This window comes from Rhodococcoides sp. S146-33 (assembly GCF_059489205.1).
On the sequence record NZ_JCAJWY010000006.1, the window covers coordinates 124,947 to 147,190 of the forward strand.

Genomic DNA, 22,244 nt, shown 5'->3' on the forward strand with positions numbered 1-22,244 from the left:
CTCGTCTGGCCTTACCGATCAGCTTGCGCGACGCGATAGATCGTTGCGCAGCTTTGTTTTCGATCTGGTGCGTCTCGTCACTGACGACAAGGCTGCAGTCACGGAGATGTCGAGTCGCTGAGGGTAGAAGTAGCACCGTCCGATAAACCGACGATGGCCTCTCCCGAAGATTCTAATCCTCAACCAGCGCGCGAATCTGAGCCAGGATTCGCGCGGCGTCTCCTTTGATGGATTCTTTCAGCAGCCGGTCGTTTGCCTCTCCTGGAGTGTGAGCTGCTTCGATTGCTTTTCCCACCGGCAGTGTCGCGTCGTAAACGCGAACCGATCCGTACTGGTTGGTCGGCAGGTTCTCCGGGTCAATCGGTACATGGCCTAGACCGTACGATCGCAGCGTTTCCGAAATCATGCCGTTTATGCGTCGGGTGAGGCGCCCCGCTTGCAGTGCGTCGCGAAGCTCCCATGCCTCAAAGGTCGCCACGCCTCCCTCGTCGGCTACGTGCTTGCGGATGTCGTCGAATGATGTCATGAAGGAAACGTACAACATGTTCAAAGAAAAATCTACGAACAGTTTTTTCATTGGATTTTACGAGACCCTGGACTCTGTAACCCGCATCACTGCCAAAACCGAGCCGTCCGGCTCCTCGGTGCAGGCCGGACACCTAAGGGATGTGCGGCACCAAGACGCCGTCGCCCAGCACAGTCGGCGGCCTTCGAGGGCTGCGAGATCGTAGTACTTGACCCCATCGGACAGTTCATCGTGCGCGTCGATGGCGTCGATCACCACGTCGACGAGTGGCCTGTCGACAGCATTGTCGGCAACGGTCACCGGCACTCCCCTGTTCGTTCTGATGGCTAACCAGACCCCACAGTTCCGTATGGTGCCGACAGTTCGCAGGGACATGAACGATCTCCGATTCACCGTCAGCTCGGACCGGTGAAGGTTGGTCTCAGGAAGACACGAACGTGCGGATCAGGTTCAGGCCCCCGAACCGCAGTCGACGGGCACGATCGCCCCGGTCACCGCGGAAGCCCTGTCACTCAGCAGCCACGCGGCGGCCTCGGCAACTTCGCGGGCCTCCGCCATGCGACCCATCGGTGACGCAGCGCTACTGGCCGCGATAACGCCTGGCGTCTTTGCCTCCCATTCGTCCATCATTTCTGTTGCAGTGCCTCCGGGCATCAGACCGTTGACACGAATACCCTCGGGGGCCCAGGTGACCGCAGCGGTTTCGGTGATGCTGTTGAGCGCCCGCTTCATCGCCCCGTACGCCGGAAGCGGCGGAACGGCACGGCGGCTGCCGATGCTCGAGGTGTTCACGATGGCACCGCCTCCACTCCTACGCATAAGGGCGGCTTCGGCATTCATCGCGGTCCAGTGAGCGCGGAAGTTGACGGTGAACTGCTCGTCGAGGTCGTCTTCGGTGGTTGTGTCGAGGGGACCTATCTGCTGCTGATTGACGCCACCGTTGTTGAACGCGCCGTCGAGTCGTCCGTGCAGCTGCTCGACGCGGGCGACGGCGGCACGGATGCTGTCGGAGTCAGCAAGGTCCATGGAGACCGCATCGGCGGTACCCCCGGCCGTTCGGATTGTCGTCACGAGCTGATCGAGCGCGTCGACGTTGCGGGCGGCGAGCACAACAGCAGCTCCTTCAGCCGAGAAGAGTTGAGCCGCAGCGGCACCGATTCCTCGACTGGCACCGGTGATGAACATTATTTTTCCGGCTAGAAGGCCGGCAGCACTGGAAGTTGTTTCGATGGTCATGGTGCAAGCATCAAGGCTCATCAACACCGGATACAGGCACAAACGGTACTAGGTTCCGACGCTCGACTCGGGGCACAATCGAACTCATGGACAAGCAGGAACTCGGGGCGTTTCTCCGTAGCCGCCGCGAAAAGCTTCAACCGCAGGATGTGGGTCTTCCGTCCGGCCCTCGCCGCCGGACCCCGGGTCTTCGCCGGGAAGAAGTTGCCGTGCTCGCGCATATTTCGACGGAGTACTACGTGCGCCTCGAACAAGGCCGCGCACCACGCCCGTCGGCAGAAGTGCTGGCGGGCATCGCGGCTGCCCTGTGCCTCGGCGACACCGAGTCCAACCATCTGCACGCGCTGGCGGGCACCGCGCCCGCGAGATCAGGTGTGCACCGGCGCGATGTTCGGCCCAGCATTCTCACGCTCCTGGAACGGTTATCGCAGACCGCTGGCATCGTCATGTCGGCCGCGTTCGAGGTACTCGCCTGGAACGATCTCGCCGCAGCGCTCATGGAAGATTTCGGTGCCCTGACCCCTCGTGATCGCAACCTTGCCCGCAAAGCTTTCCTCGGCACCGAGCAGCCGAGCGAGCGGCTCTACGGCATCTCCGACAACGTCCACTTTCGCCATAGCGTGGTCAACGAACTTCGCACCGCACTCACCCGATATCCGACCGACGAGACTGTGAGCAACCTTGTCACCGAACTGCGCGAGGGCAGCCCCGACTTCGCCCGACTGTGGGAACGACACGACGTCGCAGTCTCCCCCGCCCTGCGAAAGACGTTTCGGAACACACCCGTTGGAGAGATCACGGTGGACTGCGATTCGCTGAAGCTCGTCGAACTCGACCAGCACCTGATCTTGTATACCGCCGCTGCCGGTAGCCCCGATGCCGACAAATTGGCGCTACTGGCAATGATCGGACCGCAGGGAACTGATCACCGCGACGAACCAGCCGGAACCCGCATCGAGTGATCCTGTCCAGGCATCGACAACGGCGAATTGTCGGTACCCGATGCTTCGATGGCGGTATGTCACGACTCGACGAGGGGTTCCCGCCTCCCACGGCCTGTGTGCAGTGGTGTCAACACCGCAGCTACGACCTGCATGTGCTCGACGACGGCGTGGAGGTGGACCTGGATTGGTGGAACGGCCACCTCGACAGGGCAGGTCACGATCTCCGGCTCCGCGGCCGCAACCTAGACGGCGAAATCGTCGAGTACGGCGGTGCCACCGTGCAGCGCAACGATCTTCGGATCGGCACCGATCTGGCTGTAGGCGAACACGATTCGCTCGGACTGCTGTTCCTTTGCGCGGCCTGGCAGGGCAGCCATCGGCACCGCCGAGCAATGCGCCGATTTCCCGACGTCATGAACCCACACCTCAGCCGTCCCGACGAGAACCCCGTCGCCAAGACTCTCGCTGTGCTCGACAGCTGCGTACGCAACCGCGCGGTGCCCGACCATCCGAACTCCACCTGGTCCGGCTGGCCCGACGCACCGGGCGTCGGAATGTCCCTGATGGCCACGTTTCTCTGGGCGGTGAACGCGTCGGTCTACGGCGGGCCGGCGCAGCTGATCGACCAATACGGAGTGTCGACCCTCATTCACGAAGGGTGGCTCGAAGACCCGTCCGTCACCGGATTCACTCGTCGCCGCTACGACCGCTACGTCGAACTCATCACGGCATGGGCCACGAACATCGGTACCAGCCCCGAGCTCGTCGAAATGTGGCTCGTGCAGCGCTGGAGCGCCCGACTGAACGAAGCACGGAACGGTCGATACACCGCACCCACGTTGTTCTGAAACGCTCGAAATATCATCGCAGCCCAACGGCATTGGTCAGAACAGAAGAGGGTTCGTCATCCGCTCGTCACCATGCGCACGTGCGGGATTCCAGCGTCCAGGTAGTTCTCCCCCACACGAACGAATCCGAAGCGGCCGTACCACTCTTCGAGGTGCGCCTGCGCGGAGAGTTCGACAACCCCGGGATATGCCTCCTGTGCCGCCTTCATGAGTTCTCCGGCATAGCCCTTACCCCGCGCACTGGCGGCGGTCGCGACTCGGCCGATGTGAACGGTGTCGTCGACGAGGACTCGAATGGTCGCCAGTACCTCACCGTCGTCGTCCTGCATCCAGAACAACTCCGTCGTCGGAAGCAGGTCCGCGCCATCGAGTTCGATGTCGTCGACGATGCCCTGCTCGTGGACGAATACCGCGACCCGAAGCGCCATGATGCGATACAGGGTGTTCTGGTCGACGCGTGCCAGCGGGGCGTGATGGAGTGTGGGCATGGGGGTCCGTTCTGTCGGAGGTAGGGGCAAGGTCACCGGTCGGTGTCGGCACTGCGGTCGACCACGTTGGCGATCGTGAGCTGGGCCAGTCGTTTCTGCGTCGCCGGCGGATACGTCTCGCGATCGAGTACCGCCAGGACCACGATGCCTTCCACCGCGGTCGCGATTTGCAAGGCGTGATCCGCGGCCTCGGCATCGGTGATGTGAGTGCCGAGGTCAGCGACGAGGCCCGCTATGCGAGTGAGCCACTGACGCGTGTGGGTCACGTGCGGGTTTCGCAGCTCGGCGTCCGCGATCGCCGCCGCCGCGAAACCCGTGAAGATTCGAGCTTCGACAATGCGCTCGTCGTCGAGCGGAAGTACTGAGCAGACAACGGAATACAGCCGCTCCGCCGCGGACTGTGTGCCGCCGGCGCCGGCCTCGTCGGCCCGTGCTGCCGTGCGCTCGAACAGGGTCTGTCGCGCGTGCACCAACATCGCCGAACGAGAGCCGAAGCGGTGCATGATCAGACCGGTGGTGCAGCCCGCCCGAGTCGCGACCGCGCGCACCGTCGTCGCCTCGATTCCCAACTCCGCGATCGTGTCCCACACGGCCTGCGAAATGCGGTGCCGCGGATCGTCCGCTTCGAGTGTCACTCGTTCCCACCTCTCCTCTCGCCGTAACACTTGTTACGGACGAGCGTAACAGGTGTTACGGCCAGCCATCCTCCGGGAGCCACCGGACAGGGTTGCCGAGACGCACATTCCGTTCTACTGTTATTCCGTAATTACGGAATAACAACCAAGGAGCTCGAGATGCGACGCCTTACCCTGGTTTCGGCAGCCTGCGCGACGGTCCTGTTGATGAGCGGATGCGCCTCCACCGACCCCGACACAGCCGAGGCCACCACCCCGACACCGGAGAACTGCGCACCGGTGACCTCCACCGACCTCACCACCGAAGACGGGTGGATCGGACTGATCGATCAGGCACCCGACACCGTCGGCCTCGTGATCGACGACGGACGCGGCCGCACCGTCGAACATCGAGCCGATCAGGAGCAGGTACTCGCATCCGCGATCAAGGTGGTGCACCTCGCCGCCTACGCCCAAGCCGTCGCGAACGGCAGCATCGACCCGAACGAGCAAGTGTCGCTATCGGATTGGGAGCGCTGGTACGTACCCAACACCGATGGCGGGGCCCATCCCAACGCCCTGAACCGCTTGGGAATCGCAAACACCGGCACCAACGCAACCGACCCCAATGCCACGGTCCGAATCGACGACATCGTCACGGCCATGATCCAGGAAAGCGATAACTCCGTCCCCGACTTCCTCCGATACCGACTCGGTGACCAAGCCATCATCGACGCTGCAGCAACTGGCGGGTGGGAGAACTTCGAAGTGCCGAGCCTGGTGGCGGACATGCTGTCAATATTCGACCCCACCCTTGCCGACGAGGACCGCTGGGAGACCGCGCAGAAGTGGGCATTCGATCCGCAGTTCCGAGCCCAGGTCGACGCAGCCGCGCAACAACCGACCTACGAAGACCAGGCCACCCGAGTTGAGAGCAGCTTTCGCGGCGGGTCGGCTCAACAACTCAATGGAATGTATCGCGCCTTCACGGATGGAACCTTTGGCACCGCGTCGGATACCATTCTGCGCCAACTGGAATGGCAACCCGCAGGTGACGGCGTTCTCGGTGTCGGCTTCAAAGGCGGCAGCCTCCCCGGTGTGCTGACCCAGGGATTCGAGGTGCGCCGCACAGACGGAACAGTCGCGACCGCGGTGTGGCTCACCGACGGATTGCCGGCCGATCGATTCGAGCAAGCAATGGCCGGAGCCGGCGTGCAGCAGCAACTCATCCTCGAGGCCATGCTCTCGTCGGACGTACTCGACCGGATAGCCTGCGTGGTGTGAGTTCAACGTTCGAGTCGAGACTGGCAGAGCTGGAGGCCCGCGTCGCCGAGCTGGAACGACGCGACGCTCCCGAGCAGGTCGATGCCGCCCCGTCGACGGGCGGCATCGTCGCCTATCAGGGCGACGTGCATCTGCACGGCACGGTCCGTTGGGACATCAGCTACTCCCCCGACGCCATCGTCGACCTGCCCATCGCCTCGATGTCGGAAGTGCTTGCTGCACTGGGACATCCGGTGCGGTTACAGATCGTGCGCATTCTGCTCCGCGGCCCGGCGAATGCGGCAGATCTGCATGCGGCGGTCGGAGTCGGCTCCTCGGGCCAGATCTATCACCACCTCAAGACGCTGAGCTCGGCCAACATCGTCGAACAACAGGGTCGTGGTGACTACCGCATCGCCCCCAAACGGGTTGTGCCGCTCCTGGTTTCGATGCTTACCGCCGCTGACATCGCGGGAGACCTCGGCACCTGAGGCCTTACCCGATCAGGGAACCAGCACCACGCCGGCACCGGGGAGAAGAGTGTCGAGGTACGGAGAGCCCCACTCGGCACCGTACGAGTAGTCGCGAGAATGCGTCACTGTCACCACAACAGGCCCTGGACCGGTATTCGCTATCACCTCGAGTGGAAGGTACTGCTTACTGAAGGAGTTGTCCGCCGGTGGCGTCGGATCGTCCTGCCAATGCCGTAGATCGGCGGCACCCGTCGCACCTGTCGCGAGGTTTCGCCAGTTCAGGTTCAGATACCGGTAGGGATATTGGTCGGCGAACGGGGCAATGTTCGCAGCCGAGAAGCGAGCGACACCCGGGTCCTCACCCACGGTGGCCTTCATCGGAATGGTCTGGAAGAAGCCGCCGGGGACGGCACCGGGAGCGATCTGGAAACCGGTCACGATGGGCACCTGAAGGTTCGTCACCTGCGGGGCGGCCGCTGCCGTACCCACTCCTATCCCGAACACCAGGGGCACAGTCAGTGCTGTTGCTACCACCGCTCGCCGCAATGACTTTCGCATACTGCGTACCTTTCGTCGAAGTCGCACAACGTGATTCCAGATCGAGTTAGATCGAGCGCCAGGCGTCTCAGGTTGAACCTGAAACATCAACTGGCGGTTGAGTGTTATCTCCGTCCACCCTCGCAGGCGAAATGTCTGATAGTCCAGCCGTATACCGATTCGTGACGGGGTCGTGACACGAACGACGTTAACAGACCACCTGGCCCGTTCGATTCATAGTTCAGAGGTGATGCACTCTGCAGCCACCGGTGAGGACGAACGAATGAGGCAAGTCCGCAACATCGTGGCCATGTGTGCCCTGGTCGCTGCTACCACCCTGACTCTTACGGCCTGCGGGTCCGAGGGACCGACCAGCACCGATGCAGCGCCGGTCACCAGTGCCGCTACCGCTCCGTCAGCGGGTGGCACTCCCGACACAGGTAGTGGCACCGGTACAGACGGACCGGCCGTCGAGGCTCCCGAGGTCGCGACTCCGGCAGCGGAGCAACCCACTGAAGCGGGACCGGCTGCCGTTCCACCCGCCCCGAACCGTGACGACGTCAACGTCGACGCACGCGACTTCGAGGTAGACGGTGGCCAGTACTTCTTCCAATCCCCCAGTGGAAATGTGTTCTGCGCATTCAATTCATCCAATGCCCCCGGAACGATCGTGGGCTGCCAGGTCCGCTACTCGGTGCCGGGCAACACCGGGCGCGAGTGCCTTAATACCGAGAACAACACCTACGGCGTGCAGATCACCCAGGACGGCACCGTCGAACAGATCTGCACCAACCAGGGAATCTTTTTCGGTGGCAATCCCGGGCCACGAGTTCTCGAATACGGCCAGGTCATCGGCGTGACAGGCAACTTCTGCCGGTCCACCGAAGCCGGTATCACCTGCTACGACGGCGACCGAGGCTTCATGATCTCCCGCGACGTCAACATCGCTTTCTGATGAAGGAGCTCCGAATGATCCGAAGAAGTGCTCTACTCGCGTCCACTGCTGCCCTCGCCTTCGCGCTGACCGCCTGCGGCGGCGAAGAGGCCCCCGCGGCTGCACCGACCCCCGCCTCCAACGCCGCATCAACAATTCCTGCTCCACCGCAAGTGACCATCGCCAATCCCCCGGTCGACACCACGGACACTGCCGCGCCGGAGACCGCGGATTCATCGCAGAGCAACCCGAATCCGGTGAACAACACCGCACCGATCACTCCCGTCGACCCGGCCCGCTACACCGCATACGGCAACGAGGTGGGGTGGAAGTCGCCCTCGGGCAAGATCTACTGCAAGATCGGCTCTTCCGAATTCGGGTCCGGTTGCCAGTCAGGAGATGCTCCGGTACCGGACGGCGCGAACTGCGTCACCCCGTCCTTCACTATCGACCAACTGAGCAAAGGCTTCTACATGACGCCGGGCAAGGTGACACCGACCTGCTTCAACCAAGGCCAGTTCGGAGTCGAGAACGCGCAGACGTTGGAGTACAACACCTCCATCACGTTCAATGGGATGACGTGCTTCTCCCGCGTCGAAGCGATGATCTGCGACGCCGGCGGCGGGCATGGCTTCGTGTTGTCGATGCAGCAAGCGACGTCCAACTGATGACGGGACACAGCAGTCGCGCGGCCCTCGTCGCCATCGCGTTCATTGGTGTACTTCTGACGGGATGCAGTAGCTCGGACGAACCGACAGATGCGATGCCGTCGGTCATTCCCACCGTCGTCGCGGGTGCGCCGGCGACATCGACCGAGGCGGCACCGCAGGTGACGGTGGCTCCGCAACCGGGCGGCAGCGCATCCGAGACCGATTCTGCGCCAACACCATCGGTCGACTCCGCGCCGATCACTCCCGTCGACCCGACCCGATATGCCGCCGTCAACGACGAGGTGGGGTGGAAGTCGCCATCGGGCAACATCTATTGCAAGCTCGGCTCCACAGCGTTCTCGTCCGGATGCCAGGCGACCGACGCCCCGGTGCCGGACGGCGCGGACTGCGACAAGCCACCGTTCTCGGCCGACGAGATGAGCAAGGGCTTCTTCCTGGACCCCGGCAAGGTCACCCCGATGTGCTTCAACCAAGGCGCTTTCGGGGTCGAGAACGCGCAATCGCTGGACTACAACACATCGATCTCGCACCTCGGCTACACCTGCTACTCCCGCGTCGACGCGATGGTCTGCGACGCGGGAAGCGGGCACGGTTTCGCGTTGTCGATGCAGCAGGCGACTTCCAACTGATCAGCGCGCCTCATCCCGTCGAGGCTCCATGACGAAGTCGTCCAGATCGGCCCGCCGCGTCATTTCCCAGTAGTCGACGATGCGCCACGGCAGCGTGGAGACCACACGTCCGGCGTCGTTGCGGTACCAGTTGTCCATGCCGCCGTGCGACCAGATCATCTTCGCGTGCGCCTCGTCGTGCTTGCGGACGTACTCCGCCTCCACGTCAGGTTTGCACTCGATGGCTCCGATTCGCTTGTCCACCATGTCGATCAACACGTCGACGATGTAGCGCACCTGACACTCTGCGATGGTGATGTAGCTACCCCCGTGGCCCAACACCGTTCCGGGACCGCAGGTGATGAATAAGTTCGGGAAGTCCGGGACGGTGATGCCGAGGTACGCGTGCGCATCCTCCGGACCCCAGATATCGCGGATGGACTCGCCTGATCGGCCCGTAACGTCGATCGGCGTCAGCAGCTTGTGAGTCTCGAAGCCCGTCGCGAGGATCACCACATCGACCTCGGTCTCCGAACCATCGCGCGCAACAACCGAATTCGAGGTGATAGACGCGACGGCGTCGGCGATGAGGGTGACGTTGTCTCGTTTGAGCGCGGCGTACCAGCCGTTGTCGAGCAACATCCGCTTGCCGAAGGGCGGGTAATCGGGAAGTGACTTCTCGATCAGGTCTGGTCGGCCTTCGAGCTCGGCCTCGATGTAGCGGGTGAACACCCGTCGGTGGGCGTCGTTCGCCGGGTTGATCGAGCGCTGCGGATGCTCCCACTCGGGATCGACCTGCAGCGAGCTGTGCACCCGATCGTTGAAGTTCCAGGCGAGTCTGGTCCGGTACCACAGCCGATACAGCGGAACGACACTCATCAGGTAGTTGGCGTCGTCGCCCATCTCGGTGAAATACACGTCGCTCGACGACACCCACTGCGGCGAACGCTGGAAGACCGTCGCATGCCCCACCGTCGACGCGATGGCCGGCAGCACCTGCATGGCGCTGGCCCCGGTTCCGACGATGGCGACGCGCTTGCCGGTCAGATCCAGATCGGCCGGCCAGTTCGCCGTGTGGAAGATCGGTCCGTCGAACGACTCCAGCCCGGGAATGTGGGGCACCTTCGGCCGATTGAGCTGCCCGGTCGCGGTGATCACCACATCAGCGGTCAGGATCTCGCCGTCCACCGTCGTGACGGTCCAGCCCTGCTGCTGCGCGTCGTACTCGGCGGTCGCCACCTCGGTGTCGAAGCGAATACGTTGCCGCAGATCGTGTTCGGAGGCGACATCGCTGAGGTACTCCCACACCTCGTCGCGCTTGCCGAAGTGGGTGCTCCACGCCCGCGGCGCAAAGGAGTAGGAGTACAGGTGACTGGGGGTATCGACGCCCGCACCGGGGTAGGTGTTCTCGAACCAGCCACCGCCCACGTCGGAGTTCTTCTCCAGCACGGTGTGACTGATGCCCGCCTCGTGCAGCTTGATGGCGGCGAGCATTCCGGAGACGCCGGCACCGATCACGATGACCGACAGATCGTTCGGCGCGGCCACCGGAGTGTCCGCGGCGGTGAAGCCCATGTCCTCGGCGACCATGACGCCGAATTCGGGAGGAACCTGCTCACCGACGGCCACGCTGATCATCTCGACGAGGTGCTCCGAGTCGGGCGAGGGCACCGCCATGGGCGTGCCCTCGTGGAACGCGCAGATCGCGTCGAGCGCTGCGGCACGGATATGGGCGGCAACCGCGTCGTCGAACCCGCCCGTGTCGTTGTTGTCCATGCCCCGACTACGCGTGGGGCGATACGGATCGGTGAGCCATGTGCGATCGCCGGTCAACTGATAGAGCACCGCCACCAGCGTGGGCAGGTTGGCTGCGGTGAGAGCCCGCGAGAGTCGGTCCCGATCGACTCCACCCACGGTCTCCGCTGCCGTTGCTGCGTCTGTGGACACCGGTACCTCCTGTTGCGAGCTGCTCCATCCGACTCCGACAGCTCAACTAACCACGGTTAGGCAATTTTGCGCAAGGGATTCGTGATCTCGAAATTCTCAGCATTTCAACCCTTGACAATGCGGCCCACGCCACACAATGCTTCATGGCACTACCTAACAGCGGACAGGCGAAGGGAAACACCCATGGAACTCACCGAGGCGATGCGCACCACCGGCACCTGCAGGCGGTACCTCAGCGATCCTGTTCCCGACGAGGTGTTCAAAGCCGCGTTCGACGTCGCCCGCTTCGGCCCGCAGGGCGGCAACCGTCAGCCCGTGCGGTGGATCGTCGTGCGTGACGCCGCCCGCAAGCAGGCACTCGCCGACCTCTACCTCCCGATGTGGGACGCCTACTTCGCCGGCATCACCGGCGGAACCGTCGCCGTCGGCGCATTGCCCAAGACCGTGCAGGACGCCGACTACTTCGCTCGCCACCTCGCCGAGGTGCCCGCCATCGTGGTGGTCTGCGCCGCACTGGACGGACTGCACCCCACCGATCACGAACTCGGCCGACTCTCCGTGGTTGGCGGCGCGTCCATCTACCCGACCGTGCAGAACCTGTGCCTGAGCCTGCGCGATCAGGGCGTCGCAACCGCGGTGACGACGTTGCTGTGCCACGAGGAGCCCGCCATTCGCGAACTGCTCGGCATCCCGGACGACTACATCACCGCCGCACACATCGCCGTCGGGTATCCGGAGAAGTCGTTTCCGCGCAAGCTCACCCGTGATCCGGTGGAGCAGATCGTTGCGGCAGAGACGTTCTCGCAGCCGATGTTCGACTCCGCTGCCCTCTCCACTGCCCTTTAACAGCTCGCACCTCGAGGAGTCCGCCGTGCCCGGTACCGCCATCCACCACCGTTCCCCCATCGGCCGCGCCACCATCGGCGATCAGCTGCGTCGCCATGCGCGGACTCAGCCGAACAAGGTCGCGTTCATCAGCTACGCGGCGGACGGCACCCGTGAGGTCACCACATACGGCGAACTCGACTCTCGCGCAAATCAATTCGCCAACCTGTTGGTCGATCTCGGGGTGACGACGGGTGACCGCGTCGCATCGATGGCCCGTAACAGCGTCGACGTGGTGGTGGCGTATTACGGCACCCTCAAGGCCGGAGCTGCCTTCACCGGCATCAACGTGATGTATCGGGCAGCCGAGGTGAAGCACCAACTCGAACACGCTGAACCGACTGTGGTGGTGGCCGATCCGGCCTACGCCGAGATCATCTCCTCGGTGAAGCCCGACACCACCACCCTGGTGACGTTCGGCCCCGAATACGCCGCACTGACGGCGAACACGCCGTCCACCGAGCCGGCCGTCGAGATGGACGAGAACGACGTCGCGATGGTCATCTACACCTCGGGAACCGAAGCTGCTCCCAAGGGCGTCATGATCCCGCACCGCAACTTCCTCATCTCCACCGCGCCCGCGTGGAGCTGGGGCCTGCGCACGGGACCGGAAGACACCTGGTTGTTCGTCATGCCGTTCCACACCATCGCCGGACTCGGCTCGATGACCACCCTCACGCTGATGGGTGCCACCCTCGTGCTGCCCGCGACGGTCGATCCTGCTCAATCGCTGCGCATCATCGCCGCCGAGAAGATCTCCGTCATCGCGCAAACTCCGACGTTCTACCTGGCCCTGGCCCGTGACGAACAGTTCGGGCCCGAGGCCGTGAGCCAGGTACGGCGCTGCCTCACCTACGGTGGCCAGGTGTCACCACACACGATCAGCGCCTGGGCCGCCGCCGCACCCGAGGCCATCTGGGGCACCTACTGGGGACAGTCGGAGCTCTCCCAGCTCGGCTCGGTGGGCTGGTTCTCGAGCCTCGACGACATCCCCGACGGCGACGCGTCGTGGATCGGCAAGCCCGTCACCCACCTCGAAATCAAGGTCGTCGACCCCGCGGGCAACGAGAGCGAGATCGGTGAATTGCTCTGCCGCACTCCATCGGTGATGCTCGGCTACTTCAAGGACCCAGAGCGCACTGCCGAGGCATTCCGCGACGACTGGGTGCACACCGGCGACATGGTCCGTATCGACGCCGACGGCAACCTGTTCTTCTACGATCGAATGAAGGACATGATCAAGTCGGGAGGGATGAACGTGTCGTCGCAGGAAGTGGAACGCACCATCCACACGCACCCGGACGTGCTGCGCGCCGCCGTCGTCGGCGTGCCCGACCCGTACTGGTCCGAGGCCGTGACCGCCTTCGTCATCGCGCGCGACGGGGTGACCGCCGACCCGGCCGCGATCATCGAATACTGCCGCACCGAGTTGGCGTCGTACAAGGCCCCCAAGTCGGTACACATCGTGGCCGAACTGCCCGTCGATCCGCAGGGCAAGATCCTTAAGCGTGAACTGCGACTGTTGGCGGCGGTGGAGGAGACGGTATGACGCAGCCGGCCGATGTGAGTCCACTGCCTCGCCAGATCCGTACGCGCCAGCGGCGAGAGGACATCGTGGCCAACGCCGCGAATATCTTTGCGCGTGAGGGCTATTCGAACGTGGGTATGCGCGATATCGCCGATGCCGTCGGCATCAAGGGGGCCAGCCTCTATCACCACTTCCCGTCCAAGGAAGACATCCTGTTCGCAATCTGTCTGACGGTGACGCAGGAACCGGCCGAGGAGAACCTGCCGCTGCTCGACGCGGCCGGAACCCCTACCGAGCGCATGTCGTCTCTGGTGCGTGCGCACCTCGTGCATCTGAATCGGCGACGGGTGGAGTACATCGTCGGCCTGCACGAATTGGCCTCGCTCACACCGGAGCACCGCACTGTTGTCGAGGACTATCGCCGCCAGTACCAACGACGCGTCCGCGACGTGATCACCGCGGGGATGCGGAGTGGTGAATTCAGCGTTCCCGATGCACGATTGGCCTCGTTCGCTCTGACCGACATGCTCAACGGCATCAGCAACTGGTTCCACGACGGGGGCGAGCTGAGCATCGAGGACGTCGCCGACAACTACGTCGAATTGGCCGTTCACCGCGTTCTCGGGGCATCACATGGCAATTGACGGTCACTGCGACCCACGCTTCTCGGGCGTGCGCGAGAAGTTGGCGGCCAACCTCGACAGTGGGGCGGAACTCGGCGCGTCCATCGTGGTCGACATCGACGGCCACACTGCCGTCGACCTGTGGGGCGGGTATCGCGACACCGAGCGCACACTGCCGTGGGAGTCGGACACGATCACCAACGTATGGTCGACGACGAAGATGGTGACGTGCCTGGCGGCGTTGATGCTGATCGACCGCGGAGTGCTCGATCCCAATGCACCGGTCGCGACGTACTGGCCCGAGTTCGCAGCCGCAGGCAAGCAGGACATCGCGGTTCGGCATTTGCTGTCGCACACTTCCGGAGTATCGGGATGGGACAGGCCGTTCAGCGAAGAGGACCTCTACGACTGGGACCTCTCGACCTCACGTCTGGCTGAGCAAGCTCCGTGGTGGGACTCGCGCACCACATCGGGGTATCACGCGGCCAGCCAGGGCCACCTGATCGGAGAGGTCGTCCGCCGCGTCACCGGAAAGCCGTTGCGGCAGTTCGTCGCCTACGAGATTGCTGGTCCCCTCGGAGCCGACTTCCAGATCGGTGCCGCCGAGGCCGACTGGGTCCGGATCGCCGATGTGGTTCCGCCGCCCCCGCCGACCGATGATGCTGTGCCCGATCCGACGATTGTGCGTCGCAGGACGTTTCTCGGACCGTTGGTGCACGCCTCGTCCGCAAACACCCCGGCGTGGCGTGCCGCGGACATGGGCGCACTGAACGGACACGGAAACGCGCGATCGGTTGCACGAATCCTGTCGATCATCTCCCGAGGCGGAACCGTGGACGGCGTACGCCTGCTGAGCCCGGAGACGATCGACACGATCTTCGAGGAGCGATCCAACGGAGTCGATCTGGCGCTGGGCATTCCGTTACGCTTCGGACTGGGTTTCGCTCTGCCGCAACAGGACTCGATGCCCTACATCCCCGACGGCAAAATCTGCTTCTGGGGTGGTTGGGGCGGATCGCTGACCGTTCTGCACCCGGAATCGAAGCTGACCATCTCGTACGTGATGAACCGTATGGGTCCCGGCATCATCGGTTCGGAGCGAGCCGAGCACTACGTGCGCGCGGTGTACGACGCCCTCGGCTGACTGCACTCAACGGGTCCGGGGCGTGTCTGCTGTAGGTGAGACGGCATCGCGTCCACCCACGCTCTCCTCAGTCGATGTCGAGGATGATCTTCCCGTAGGCGGTGCGCGCAGCCAACTCCTCGTGCGCTTCCCCGGCGCGGTCCAACGCATAACGAGAGTTGATGCGCGGGCGCAGTACCCCCTTGCCGACAAGATCGAGCACAGTACGCATCTCGTCGCGCGTCTGGGTATGCGAAGAGATGTACGAGATCTGGCGGCGGAAGAACTCGATGATGTCGAACTCGACGACCTCCCCCGCGTGCGCACCGATAGACACCAGACGGCCGTACGGGCGCAGCATGAACATCGACTCGGTGAAGGCTGTCCCACCTACCCCGTCGAAGACCAGCTCGACCCCGCGGCCTCCGGTGATCTCGTCGACGGCGGTGCGCACATTGGTTCTCGTGTAATTGATGACGTGATCGGCACCGTCAGCGGTCGCCTGAGCCAACTTGTCGTCTCGGCTGGCCGTACCGATCACGGTCGCGCCGGCTGCCTTGCAGATCTGCAGTGCAGCCGATGCAACGCCACCCCCGATCGAATGGATGAGCACGGTCTCTCCCAGCTTCAGCTCGGCGCGGATCATGAGCGCGTGCCAGGCGGTGCCGAATGCACTGAGTGAGGCTGCCGCCTCACCGAAGTCGACGGCGTCGGGAAGTGTCAGGCAATGGTCGGCGGGTGTCGAGATCTTCTGTGCGTACGTTCCCGGTATGTGCTCGCCGAGCAATTTGCGGTTGACGCAGATGTTCTCCATGCCCCGTTGACACCACTCGCAGTGGCCGCAGGTGCGGATGTAGGAGACGGCTACGCGCTCGCCGATCCGAGCGGGGTCCACACCGTCGCCGACTAGGGAAATAACGCCGGCACCCTCCAGGCCCAAGGTGTGCGGCATCGCGAAGTCGAAGCGCGAGACGCCCTCGCGCACATCGATGTCGACGTGGTTGAGCGCGGTCGCCTTCAGATCGACCACCACCTCACCGAATCCCGGAATCGGATCAGGAAGCTCCTCGATCTTCAGCACTTCGGGGCCGCCGTACTCGCGAAATACCAGTGCTTTCATGCCACCTCGTCTCTCGTAGTGCAAATGTTCAGCGTACGGGAGGGCCACCGGCGTATTCGGGGCAGCAGTAGTGCTTGGTCTCCGAAATCTCACTGCCGATCCAGCAGGCGATGGCGAACCGGCGATGCCGCGCGAATCTATCAGGCGGGAACCGTGATTCCTCGCGCGTCGAGGATAGGTCGAACACCTTCGGCGAAGTGGTACGACTCCTCGAGATGCGGGTAGCCGGAAAGAATGAACTCGTCGAATCCGGCGTCGTGGTACTCCCCGATCAGGTTCGCGACTTCCTCGTGCGACCCGACCAGTGCAGTACCCGCGCCGCCGCGCACCAGTCCGACGCCGGCCCACAGGTTCGGGTAGATCTCGAGCGAGTCCTTGCTGCCCCCGTGCAGCGCCGCCATCCTGCGCTGCCCCTCGGACTGCGAGGACGAATGCAGTGCGTGTGCCTGGGAAACCTGCTCCTCGGGAAGCTCGTCGAGGAGCTTCTGCGCGACGGCCCAGGCCTCTTCGGACGTGTCACGGCTGATGGTGTGCAGGCGAATGCCATAGGTGAGCTTGCGCCCCTCGGCGTCCGCTAGCGCCTGCACCTTCTCGATCTTCGCGCGAGCGTCGGCCGGCGGCTCGCCCCACGTCAGATACGTCTGGACGTGCTTCGCAGCGACGGCGAGTGCGGGACCCGACGAACCGCCGAACCAGAACTCGGGCAACGGGTCCGGCGCTTCGGACACACGCGCGTCGGCGACCTTGAAGAACTCGCCCTCGTGATCGACTGCCGACTCGGTCCAGATCCGGTGGACGAGTCCAAGGAATTCGTCGGTGCGGGCGTAGCGCCGATCGTGGTCGATCCAATCCCCGAAACGACGCTGCTCGACGTCGTCGCCCCCGGTGACGATGTTGAACAACACCCGCCCCTCCGAGAACCGCTGCAACGTCGCGGCCTGCTGCGCCGCCAACGTCGGCGGCGTGAGGCCGGGACGGAAGGCAACGAGGAACTTGAGCCGTCGGGTGCTCTGCAGTAAAGCGGCCGTCGTCAACCACGCGTCCTCGCACCATGTTCCGGTCGGAGTCAACACCCCTTCGTAGCCGAGGCGGTCCGCGGCCTGCGCCACCTCGGTGAGGTAACGCAGCGACGGACGACGAAACCCGGCGGGTTCGCGGAGGTTGCCCGAGGCGTGAGACGCGCCGACGATGGAGCGGCCGTCGCCTGCGGTAGGAAGAAACCAGAAGATGCGTGCGGTCACGAGTGAACTCCTACGACGTGGTGGGTGATCAGTTGGTGGGGGCGGTCGCGTCGGCGATGGCGTCGTTGTACCGCGTGTCGACGAAGTCCGCGAACGTGTTGCCCCCAGGGATGCTTCCGCTCTCGACGAACGCATCGAACAGTGCTTGCTCGGACTCGATGACGTTGTCATCCAGTGCAATTGCCGGTCGCTGGCTTCGTCCCTGTGCCAATTCACCTGCAGCCGGGTCGATCCCGACAGCAGTGGAGTACGCCGCAGCCCACTCCGCCGGATTCTTCTCGGCCCATGCAGACGCCTTGGCCAGGCGAACCACGAAGTCCTGCAAGGCGGTGTTCTTCGCCGGATCGTCGAGCGCCTGCTGCGACGCGATACCGAAGCCGTAACCGTTGGCCACACCCTCGGCAGTGGTCAGCGTCTTCGAGCCGTTCTGCACCTGCGCGATCGCGGTGAAGGGATCCCAGATCGCCCAGGCATCGACCTGACCCGAGGTGAATGCCGTCAGCGCATCGGCAGGTTGAAGGAACACCAGCTGAACGTCGTCGGTCGTCAACCCGGCCTTCTGCAACTGCAGCAGCACGTGGCCGTGCGCCGAACTTCCCTTGCCCACTGCGATCTTCTTGCCGCGCAGGTCGGCGAACGACCCTAGAGTCGAATCTGCCGGCACGAGAATCTGATCGCCACTCGCGTCGTTGGTATAGGCGGAGACGACCTTGATGCGCGCGTTGGCTGCTACGCCGAACACCGGCGGCGTGTTCCCCGTGACCGCGAAGTCGATCTGGCCGGCCGTTGCGGCCTCCACCTGAGGCGGTCCGGAGGTGAAGGTGGAGAACGCGACATCGTAGGGAGCCGAGTCGAGCTCACCCGACGCACGAAGCAGCGCCTCGGTGCCACCCTTCTGATCACCGACGTCGAGGGTGACCGTGGCGAGCTGATCGTTCGAGAGCAGCGCGGGGGCTTCGGTGGTCGCGTTATCGCTGCCACGAGAGACGCAACCCGTCAGGCCGACGAGCGTCAAGGACAGGACGGCGAGAACGCCCAGGGCGCGAACAGAGCGTGGGCGAGCGTGTGACGACATGGGTGAAAGATCCTTCGTATCAGTGAAATCAGTGGACGCCGAGGGCACCGAGCAAGTGCGTGCGAATGCGGGAGAATCCGGCTGTTCCCCGGTCGCGGGGACGGGGCAGATCGACAGTGACCGTCTCGGCGACGGCACCTCCGTCGAGCACCACTACCCTGTCGCCCAACGCAATTGCCTCATCGACGTCGTGGGTGACCAGCAAGATGCCGAAGCCGTGCCGTCCCCACAGATCGAGTAGAAGCGACTGCATGGTCAATCGTGTGAGTGCGTCGAGCGCTCCGAACGGTTCGTCGAGCAGCAGCAGTTCGGGTTCCCCCACCAACGCTCGTGCCAGCGCGGCGCGCTGAGCTTGCCCACCGGACAACGTGAGTGGCCATGTATCCCGCTTCTCGGCCAACCCCACCTCGTCCAGGGTGGTATCTGCAGCAGTCAGTGCGTCGTTGCCCGTCACACCGGCAGTGTTCAGACCGTAGGCCACGTTCTGACGAACCGACCGCCACGGAAACAGGCGCGGCTCCTGGAACGCCACCGCGGGATTGCCGGCTACGTGCCGCTCTCCGGTGTGGTCTGTGGACAGTCCGGCCAGAACGCGCAGGATCGTGGACTTGCCGGAGCCGGATCGCCCGACCAGCGACACGATTTCGCCTCGCTCGATGGACAGGTCGACATTCTTCAACACGTGACTGGACCCGTAGAACTTGTCGATGCCGTCCAGGGTGGCGACAGAGGTCGTCGTCGAGGTCATGATCGGGGTCCAATCGGTAATGGAGGGCACGCTTTTCGAGGATTCGAACGATGCCGTCGGTGGCGATTCCCATCAGCGCGTAAACGACGAGTCCGAAGATGATGGTGTCCAAGCGCAGGAAGTCTCGGGCATCGTTGATGATGTGGCCCAGTCCGGATTCGGCGTTGATCTGCTCGGCCACGATCAAGGACAGCCAGGCGATCGCCAATGACTGTCGCAGTCCCACCAGCAGCTGTGGAGCAATGCTGGGCAGGATGATCGTGGTGAAGCGTTGACGCCACGAGAAACCCAGTACGACGGCGGTGTCGAGGAAGTCGCGATCGATCTGCCGGATGGCCGAGTACGTGTTGAGGTACAGCGGAAATGCAACTCCCAGAGCGATGAGCAGAATCTTGGGAGTCTCGCCGATCCCGAACCACAGAATGAACAGCGGGATGAGACCGAGGTGCGGCAGTGCACGCAGCATCTGCAGCGGCGGATCGACGGTTGCCTCGGCGAGCTTCGACAGACCGACGAGCGCTCCGAGCACCACCCCGATCACCCCGCCCAGCACGAGTCCCTGAACAACGCGGGTTCCGGAGACGGCGAGTGCCTCGACCAGCTGACCGTTGCGCAGCAACTGCACACCCGCGTCGAAGACCAAGGATGGTGCGGGCAGCACTCGCTCGGAGAGAACTCCGGCAGCGCTGGCGATCTGCCACAGAACGAGGAGCGCGAGGGGCGACAGACTGCGTACGACGGTCCATCGATAGCGCTGCCACACCGACTGCTTCGGTGACGCGGGTGCGGGGCCGGCGTCGCTGACGCGCATGTGCACGGGCCCAGCGGGTGGGGCGTACGACGTGACGACCATGTTCACGTGCCTTCCGGTTGATGACGAGCAGGTTCGATTCACCACCCTCCGTCACGATGTGGGTCCGAGAACAGGGTTCGAATCAGCCTGAATCTAGGTCGGGCAGAATCGCTGTCATGAACGTCGAGCCCATTCACACCGAACGCCTGACGCTGCGCCTGTACGAACCCGACGACGCAGACCGGATTCTCGCCTACTACAGCGACCCGGAAGTGTGCCGCTACCTCCTGCACGAAGCGTGGACGCACGCCGATGCTGTTGCGGCGGTGGGCAAACGGATGAAGCGAAGCGGGCTGCACACCCAGGCGTTGGCGATGGTCGTCGAACATCAGGGCACCGTGGTGGGCAACGTCGAGGCATGGTTGGTGGACGGATCCCCGGCACTTGTCGAGCTCGGCTGGACCTTCTCCCCCGCCGTGGCCGGCCGTGGTTACGCGACCGAGGCAGTGAACGCGTTGATCGAGCACGTGTTCTCGCTACCCCAGATCCACCGAATCAGCGCACAGCTGGACGGACGCAACGACGCGTCGGCCCGGTTGGCCGCGCGGGTGGGGATGCGTCAGGAAGCGCACTTCCGCCAGAACTGGTGGTGCAAGGGTGAGTGGACCGATACCCTGGTGTTCGCGATATTGCGCGAGGATCGCTGAGTCGGCCGTGCGGAGGCATCGTGAGCAGTACCCATGAATGAAGTCTCTCCGCCAGACAGTCGTTCGTCGTTTCGCCGGTTTCTGACGGCGGCAGTGATCAGCTCGGCCGGCTCGTCCGTGACAGCGGTGGCGATGCCCATCTTGGTGGTGCAGCTTCTGGACGCGACACCCTTCGAGGTCGGTGTGGTGAACGCTGCGCAGTTCATTCCCTACGCGGTGCTCGGGTTGATCGCCGGGGTGTACGTCGACCGGTGGCGTCGCAAGCCAATTCTTGTGTGGTCCAGCATCGGCCGCGCCGTGACGCTCGGGGCTGTGCCGCTGCTGTGGCTGGCAGGCCTTCTCCACATCTGGGTACTGATCATCGTGTTGCTCTTGTTCGGTTCCTTCTCGGTGTTCGGATTCGCTGCGACGCAGTCGTTGTTGCCTCGGTTGGTGCCACGCAGTCGACTGGTCCAGGCGAACGCACGCCTCGACCAAGCCGACGCGGCAGCAACGACATTGGGACCGAGCATCGGCGGCGGACTGGTCGGCCTGCTGGGCGCTCCCCTGGTGATTGCCGTCGACGCCATCAGCTATATCGTCGATGCAGCACTCAATTCCAGTCTCGATGTGGACGAGCCTCGACCTACTGTTCACTCTCGCAACCTGATCGGCGAAGTGCGTGACGGTCTGAGATTCACGTACCGTCACCGCACGCTCAACCCGCTCGCTGTCTCGACGCACGTGTGGTTCCTTGCCAACGGTGCCGCGTTGACAGTGCTGTCGCTCTTCGCGCTCCGCTCACTCGGGTTCAGCGCCTACGCATATGGCTTGCTGTTGACGGTGTTCGGTGCGGCCAGCCTGATGGGAGCATCCATTGCCCACACGCTGGGCAAGCGGATCGGCTCGGGTCGCGCAGTGATCCTCGCCCGCGCCATATATCCCCTCGCTTGGATTCTCGTGGCCTCCGCAACCGACACAGCCGTCGGCCATGCACTGCTGTTCGCAGCCCTGGCCCTGCAGGGCCTCGCGGCGGGTGCGGAAAACGCGAACGAGATGGGGTACTGGCAAGCGCTCACACCGGATGAACTCCTCGGGCGTGTGAATGCCGCCAGGCGCTCCGTCAACCGCACCATGGCCGCCGTCGGTGCGGTGATCGCGGGCCTGCTGATCGGCATGATCGGTGAACGACCGACCCTGATCGGCGTCATCGTCATATTCACCATCGCTGTTGCCATAGTCGCCTTTTCGCCACTGCGGCTCCGCGACGCCGAGTTCTGACACAGGGGTTGCGTCCGCGACGTGGCGCGTTCACCTCGCGACCACCTCTCGT

24 protein-coding genes and 1 pseudogene are annotated in these 22,244 nt (G+C 63.9%); 13 read left to right on the plus strand and 12 right to left on the minus strand.

The genetic code is table 11. The features are described 5' to 3' along the window. Positions 1-172 precede the first annotated feature (172 nt). The 3 genes from AC5WEY_RS21525 to AC5WEY_RS21535 all read right to left on the minus strand — a co-directional run bounded on the left by AC5WEY_RS21525 (position 173) and on the right by AC5WEY_RS21535 (position 1,762). Positions 173-577, minus strand: a complete 405-nt coding sequence (locus AC5WEY_RS21525) for a hypothetical protein (RefSeq protein ID WP_495647460.1) — start codon at positions 575-577, stop codon at positions 173-175. 6 nt (positions 578-583) lie between these two features. After that, a complete protein-coding gene (locus AC5WEY_RS21530; protein ID WP_495647461.1) occupies positions 584-826 on the minus strand; it encodes a hypothetical protein in 243 nt (80 codons plus the stop codon). Between the two features lie 150 nt (positions 827-976). Beyond that, entirely contained in the window at positions 977-1,762 is a 786-nt protein-coding gene (locus AC5WEY_RS21535; RefSeq protein ID WP_032406951.1) for an SDR family NAD(P)-dependent oxidoreductase, read from the minus strand. 86 nt (positions 1,763-1,848) lie between these two features. Here AC5WEY_RS21535 and AC5WEY_RS21540 point away from each other — a divergent pair, with 86 nt between their 5' ends. Both AC5WEY_RS21540 and AC5WEY_RS21545 read left to right on the plus strand, forming a co-directional pair. Beyond that, on the plus strand, positions 1,849-2,724 hold the full coding sequence (locus AC5WEY_RS21540; RefSeq protein WP_495647462.1) for a helix-turn-helix transcriptional regulator: 876 nt from the start codon (positions 1,849-1,851) through the stop codon (positions 2,722-2,724). Positions 2,725-2,780: 56 nt separating this feature from the next. Beyond that, entirely contained in the window at positions 2,781-3,554 is a 774-nt protein-coding gene (locus AC5WEY_RS21545) for an 8-oxoguanine DNA glycosylase OGG fold protein (protein WP_495647463.1), read from the plus strand. Between the two features lie 56 nt (positions 3,555-3,610). On the opposite strand, the gene AC5WEY_RS21550 is transcribed toward AC5WEY_RS21545, so the two are convergent. Then, the gene (locus AC5WEY_RS21550) at positions 3,611-4,042 is read right to left on the minus strand and encodes a GNAT family N-acetyltransferase (protein WP_495647464.1); all 432 of its coding nucleotides are present in this window, start codon (positions 4,040-4,042) and stop codon (positions 3,611-3,613) included. 32 nt (positions 4,043-4,074) lie between these two features. Beyond that, positions 4,075-4,677, minus strand: coding sequence for a TetR/AcrR family transcriptional regulator (locus tag AC5WEY_RS21555; RefSeq protein WP_495647465.1), 603 nt, complete (start codon positions 4,675-4,677; stop codon positions 4,075-4,077). Between the two features lie 159 nt (positions 4,678-4,836). Here AC5WEY_RS21555 and AC5WEY_RS21560 point away from each other — a divergent pair, with 159 nt between their 5' ends. Both AC5WEY_RS21560 and AC5WEY_RS21565 read left to right on the plus strand, forming a co-directional pair. Then, positions 4,837-5,940, plus strand: coding sequence for a serine hydrolase (locus tag AC5WEY_RS21560; RefSeq protein WP_495647466.1), 1,104 nt, complete (start codon positions 4,837-4,839; stop codon positions 5,938-5,940). Then, entirely contained in the window at positions 5,937-6,410 is a 474-nt protein-coding gene (locus AC5WEY_RS21565; protein WP_495647467.1) for an ArsR/SmtB family transcription factor, read from the plus strand. Before AC5WEY_RS21560 ends, AC5WEY_RS21565 begins: the two co-directional genes overlap by 4 nt. Positions 6,411-6,422: 12 nt before the next feature. On the opposite strand, the gene AC5WEY_RS21570 is transcribed toward AC5WEY_RS21565, so the two are convergent. Then, positions 6,423-6,950: a hypothetical protein gene (locus AC5WEY_RS21570; RefSeq protein ID WP_495647468.1), complete on the minus strand. Its 528-nt coding sequence runs from the start codon at positions 6,948-6,950 to the stop codon at positions 6,423-6,425. A gap of 262 nt (positions 6,951-7,212) precedes the next feature. On the opposite strand from AC5WEY_RS21570, the gene AC5WEY_RS21575 reads away from it, so the two are divergent. From AC5WEY_RS21575 to AC5WEY_RS21585, 3 genes are read left to right on the plus strand one after another with little or no spacing between them, the layout of a single operon-like run. Continuing rightward, positions 7,213-7,884: a hypothetical protein gene (locus tag AC5WEY_RS21575; RefSeq protein ID WP_495647469.1), complete on the plus strand. Its 672-nt coding sequence runs from the start codon at positions 7,213-7,215 to the stop codon at positions 7,882-7,884. Positions 7,885-7,898: 14 nt separating this feature from the next. Continuing rightward, complete coding sequence (locus tag AC5WEY_RS21580) at positions 7,899-8,531, plus strand: DUF6636 domain-containing protein (protein ID WP_495647470.1); 633 nt, start codon at positions 7,899-7,901, stop codon at positions 8,529-8,531. After that, positions 8,531-9,163, plus strand: a complete 633-nt coding sequence (locus AC5WEY_RS21585; protein WP_495647471.1) for a DUF6636 domain-containing protein — start codon at positions 8,531-8,533, stop codon at positions 9,161-9,163. Before AC5WEY_RS21580 ends, AC5WEY_RS21585 begins: the two co-directional genes overlap by 1 nt. Here the strand turns inward: AC5WEY_RS21585 and AC5WEY_RS21590 are convergent, their stop codons facing one another. Beyond that, positions 9,164-11,089 carry a flavin-containing monooxygenase gene (locus AC5WEY_RS21590; RefSeq protein ID WP_495647472.1) on the minus strand — a complete coding sequence of 642 codons (1,926 nt, stop codon included), beginning with the start codon at positions 11,087-11,089 and terminating at the stop codon, positions 9,164-9,166. 183 nt (positions 11,090-11,272) lie between these two features. Between AC5WEY_RS21590 and AC5WEY_RS21595 the strand changes: the two genes are divergently transcribed. From AC5WEY_RS21595 to AC5WEY_RS21610, 4 genes are read left to right on the plus strand one after another with little or no spacing between them, the layout of a single operon-like run. Further along, on the plus strand, positions 11,273-11,935 hold the full coding sequence (locus tag AC5WEY_RS21595) for a nitroreductase family protein (RefSeq protein WP_057475927.1): 663 nt from the start codon (positions 11,273-11,275) through the stop codon (positions 11,933-11,935). 25 nt (positions 11,936-11,960) lie between these two features. Further along, a complete protein-coding gene (locus tag AC5WEY_RS21600; protein WP_495647473.1) occupies positions 11,961-13,523 on the plus strand; it encodes a class I adenylate-forming enzyme family protein in 1,563 nt (520 codons plus the stop codon). After that, positions 13,520-14,146, plus strand: a complete 627-nt coding sequence (locus AC5WEY_RS21605; protein ID WP_495647474.1) for a TetR/AcrR family transcriptional regulator — start codon at positions 13,520-13,522, stop codon at positions 14,144-14,146. Before AC5WEY_RS21600 ends, AC5WEY_RS21605 begins: the two co-directional genes overlap by 4 nt. After that, the gene (locus tag AC5WEY_RS21610) at positions 14,136-15,269 is read left to right on the plus strand and encodes a serine hydrolase domain-containing protein (RefSeq protein WP_495647475.1); all 1,134 of its coding nucleotides are present in this window, start codon (positions 14,136-14,138) and stop codon (positions 15,267-15,269) included. Before AC5WEY_RS21605 ends, AC5WEY_RS21610 begins: the two co-directional genes overlap by 11 nt. Positions 15,270-15,336: 67 nt before the next feature. On the opposite strand, the gene AC5WEY_RS21615 is transcribed toward AC5WEY_RS21610, so the two are convergent. The 5 genes and pseudogenes from AC5WEY_RS21615 to AC5WEY_RS21635 all read right to left on the minus strand — a co-directional run. Beyond that, the gene (locus tag AC5WEY_RS21615; RefSeq protein WP_495647476.1) at positions 15,337-16,368 is read right to left on the minus strand and encodes a zinc-binding dehydrogenase; all 1,032 of its coding nucleotides are present in this window, start codon (positions 16,366-16,368) and stop codon (positions 15,337-15,339) included. 140 nt (positions 16,369-16,508) lie between these two features. Beyond that, the gene (locus AC5WEY_RS21620) at positions 16,509-17,609 is read right to left on the minus strand and encodes an LLM class flavin-dependent oxidoreductase (protein WP_495647477.1); all 1,101 of its coding nucleotides are present in this window, start codon (positions 17,607-17,609) and stop codon (positions 16,509-16,511) included. Positions 17,610-17,637: 28 nt separating this feature from the next. Further along, positions 17,638-18,684 (minus strand): ABC transporter substrate-binding protein, encoded by a 1,047-nt coding sequence (locus tag AC5WEY_RS21625; protein WP_495647478.1) that lies wholly within the window; start codon positions 18,682-18,684, stop codon positions 17,638-17,640. Between the two features lie 28 nt (positions 18,685-18,712). Further along, complete coding sequence (locus AC5WEY_RS21630; protein WP_495647479.1) at positions 18,713-19,432, minus strand: ABC transporter ATP-binding protein; 720 nt, start codon at positions 19,430-19,432, stop codon at positions 18,713-18,715. A 10-nt stretch (positions 19,433-19,442) separates the two neighbouring features. After that, a pseudogene (locus tag AC5WEY_RS21635) lies at positions 19,443-20,243 on the minus strand (ABC transporter permease); the annotation flags it as partial. A gap of 158 nt (positions 20,244-20,401) precedes the next feature. Here AC5WEY_RS21635 and AC5WEY_RS21640 point away from each other — a divergent pair. Together AC5WEY_RS21640 and AC5WEY_RS21645 are read left to right on the plus strand one after the other, a co-directional pair. Then, positions 20,402-20,932 (plus strand): GNAT family N-acetyltransferase, encoded by a 531-nt coding sequence (locus AC5WEY_RS21640; protein ID WP_495647480.1) that lies wholly within the window; start codon positions 20,402-20,404, stop codon positions 20,930-20,932. A 33-nt stretch (positions 20,933-20,965) separates the two neighbouring features. Then, positions 20,966-22,192, plus strand: a complete 1,227-nt coding sequence (locus tag AC5WEY_RS21645; RefSeq protein WP_495647481.1) for an MFS transporter — start codon at positions 20,966-20,968, stop codon at positions 22,190-22,192. Positions 22,193-22,244 lie beyond the last annotated feature (52 nt).

Coding starts and splice junctions, on each gene's coding strand:
- AC5WEY_RS21545 (WP_495647463.1), top strand. CDS start 2,781: ATGTCACGACTCGACGAGGGGTTCCCGCCTCCCACGGCCTGTGTGCAG.
- AC5WEY_RS21625 (WP_495647478.1), bottom strand. CDS start 18,684: ATGTCGTCACACGCTCGCCCACGCTCTGTTCGCGCCCTGGGCGTTCTC.
- AC5WEY_RS21605 (WP_495647474.1), top strand. CDS start 13,520: ATGACGCAGCCGGCCGATGTGAGTCCACTGCCTCGCCAGATCCGTACG.
- AC5WEY_RS21570 (WP_495647468.1), bottom strand. CDS start 6,950: ATGCGAAAGTCATTGCGGCGAGCGGTGGTAGCAACAGCACTGACTGTG.
- AC5WEY_RS21640 (WP_495647480.1), top strand. CDS start 20,402: ATGAACGTCGAGCCCATTCACACCGAACGCCTGACGCTGCGCCTGTAC.
- AC5WEY_RS21615 (WP_495647476.1), bottom strand. CDS start 16,368: ATGAAAGCACTGGTATTTCGCGAGTACGGCGGCCCCGAAGTGCTGAAG.
- AC5WEY_RS21645 (WP_495647481.1), top strand. CDS start 20,966: ATGAATGAAGTCTCTCCGCCAGACAGTCGTTCGTCGTTTCGCCGGTTT.
- AC5WEY_RS21535 (WP_032406951.1), bottom strand. CDS start 1,762: ATGACCATCGAAACAACTTCCAGTGCTGCCGGCCTTCTAGCCGGAAAA.
- AC5WEY_RS21610 (WP_495647475.1), top strand. CDS start 14,136: ATGGCAATTGACGGTCACTGCGACCCACGCTTCTCGGGCGTGCGCGAG.
- AC5WEY_RS21630 (WP_495647479.1), bottom strand. CDS start 19,432: ATGACCTCGACGACGACCTCTGTCGCCACCCTGGACGGCATCGACAAG.
- AC5WEY_RS21540 (WP_495647462.1), top strand. CDS start 1,849: ATGGACAAGCAGGAACTCGGGGCGTTTCTCCGTAGCCGCCGCGAAAAG.
- AC5WEY_RS21595 (WP_057475927.1), top strand. CDS start 11,273: ATGGAACTCACCGAGGCGATGCGCACCACCGGCACCTGCAGGCGGTAC.
- AC5WEY_RS21525 (WP_495647460.1), bottom strand. CDS start 577: ATGAAAAAACTGTTCGTAGATTTTTCTTTGAACATGTTGTACGTTTCC.
- AC5WEY_RS21585 (WP_495647471.1), top strand. CDS start 8,531: ATGACGGGACACAGCAGTCGCGCGGCCCTCGTCGCCATCGCGTTCATT.
- AC5WEY_RS21575 (WP_495647469.1), top strand. CDS start 7,213: ATGAGGCAAGTCCGCAACATCGTGGCCATGTGTGCCCTGGTCGCTGCT.
- AC5WEY_RS21580 (WP_495647470.1), top strand. CDS start 7,899: ATGATCCGAAGAAGTGCTCTACTCGCGTCCACTGCTGCCCTCGCCTTC.
- AC5WEY_RS21560 (WP_495647466.1), top strand. CDS start 4,837: ATGCGACGCCTTACCCTGGTTTCGGCAGCCTGCGCGACGGTCCTGTTG.
- AC5WEY_RS21550 (WP_495647464.1), bottom strand. CDS start 4,042: ATGCCCACACTCCATCACGCCCCGCTGGCACGCGTCGACCAGAACACC.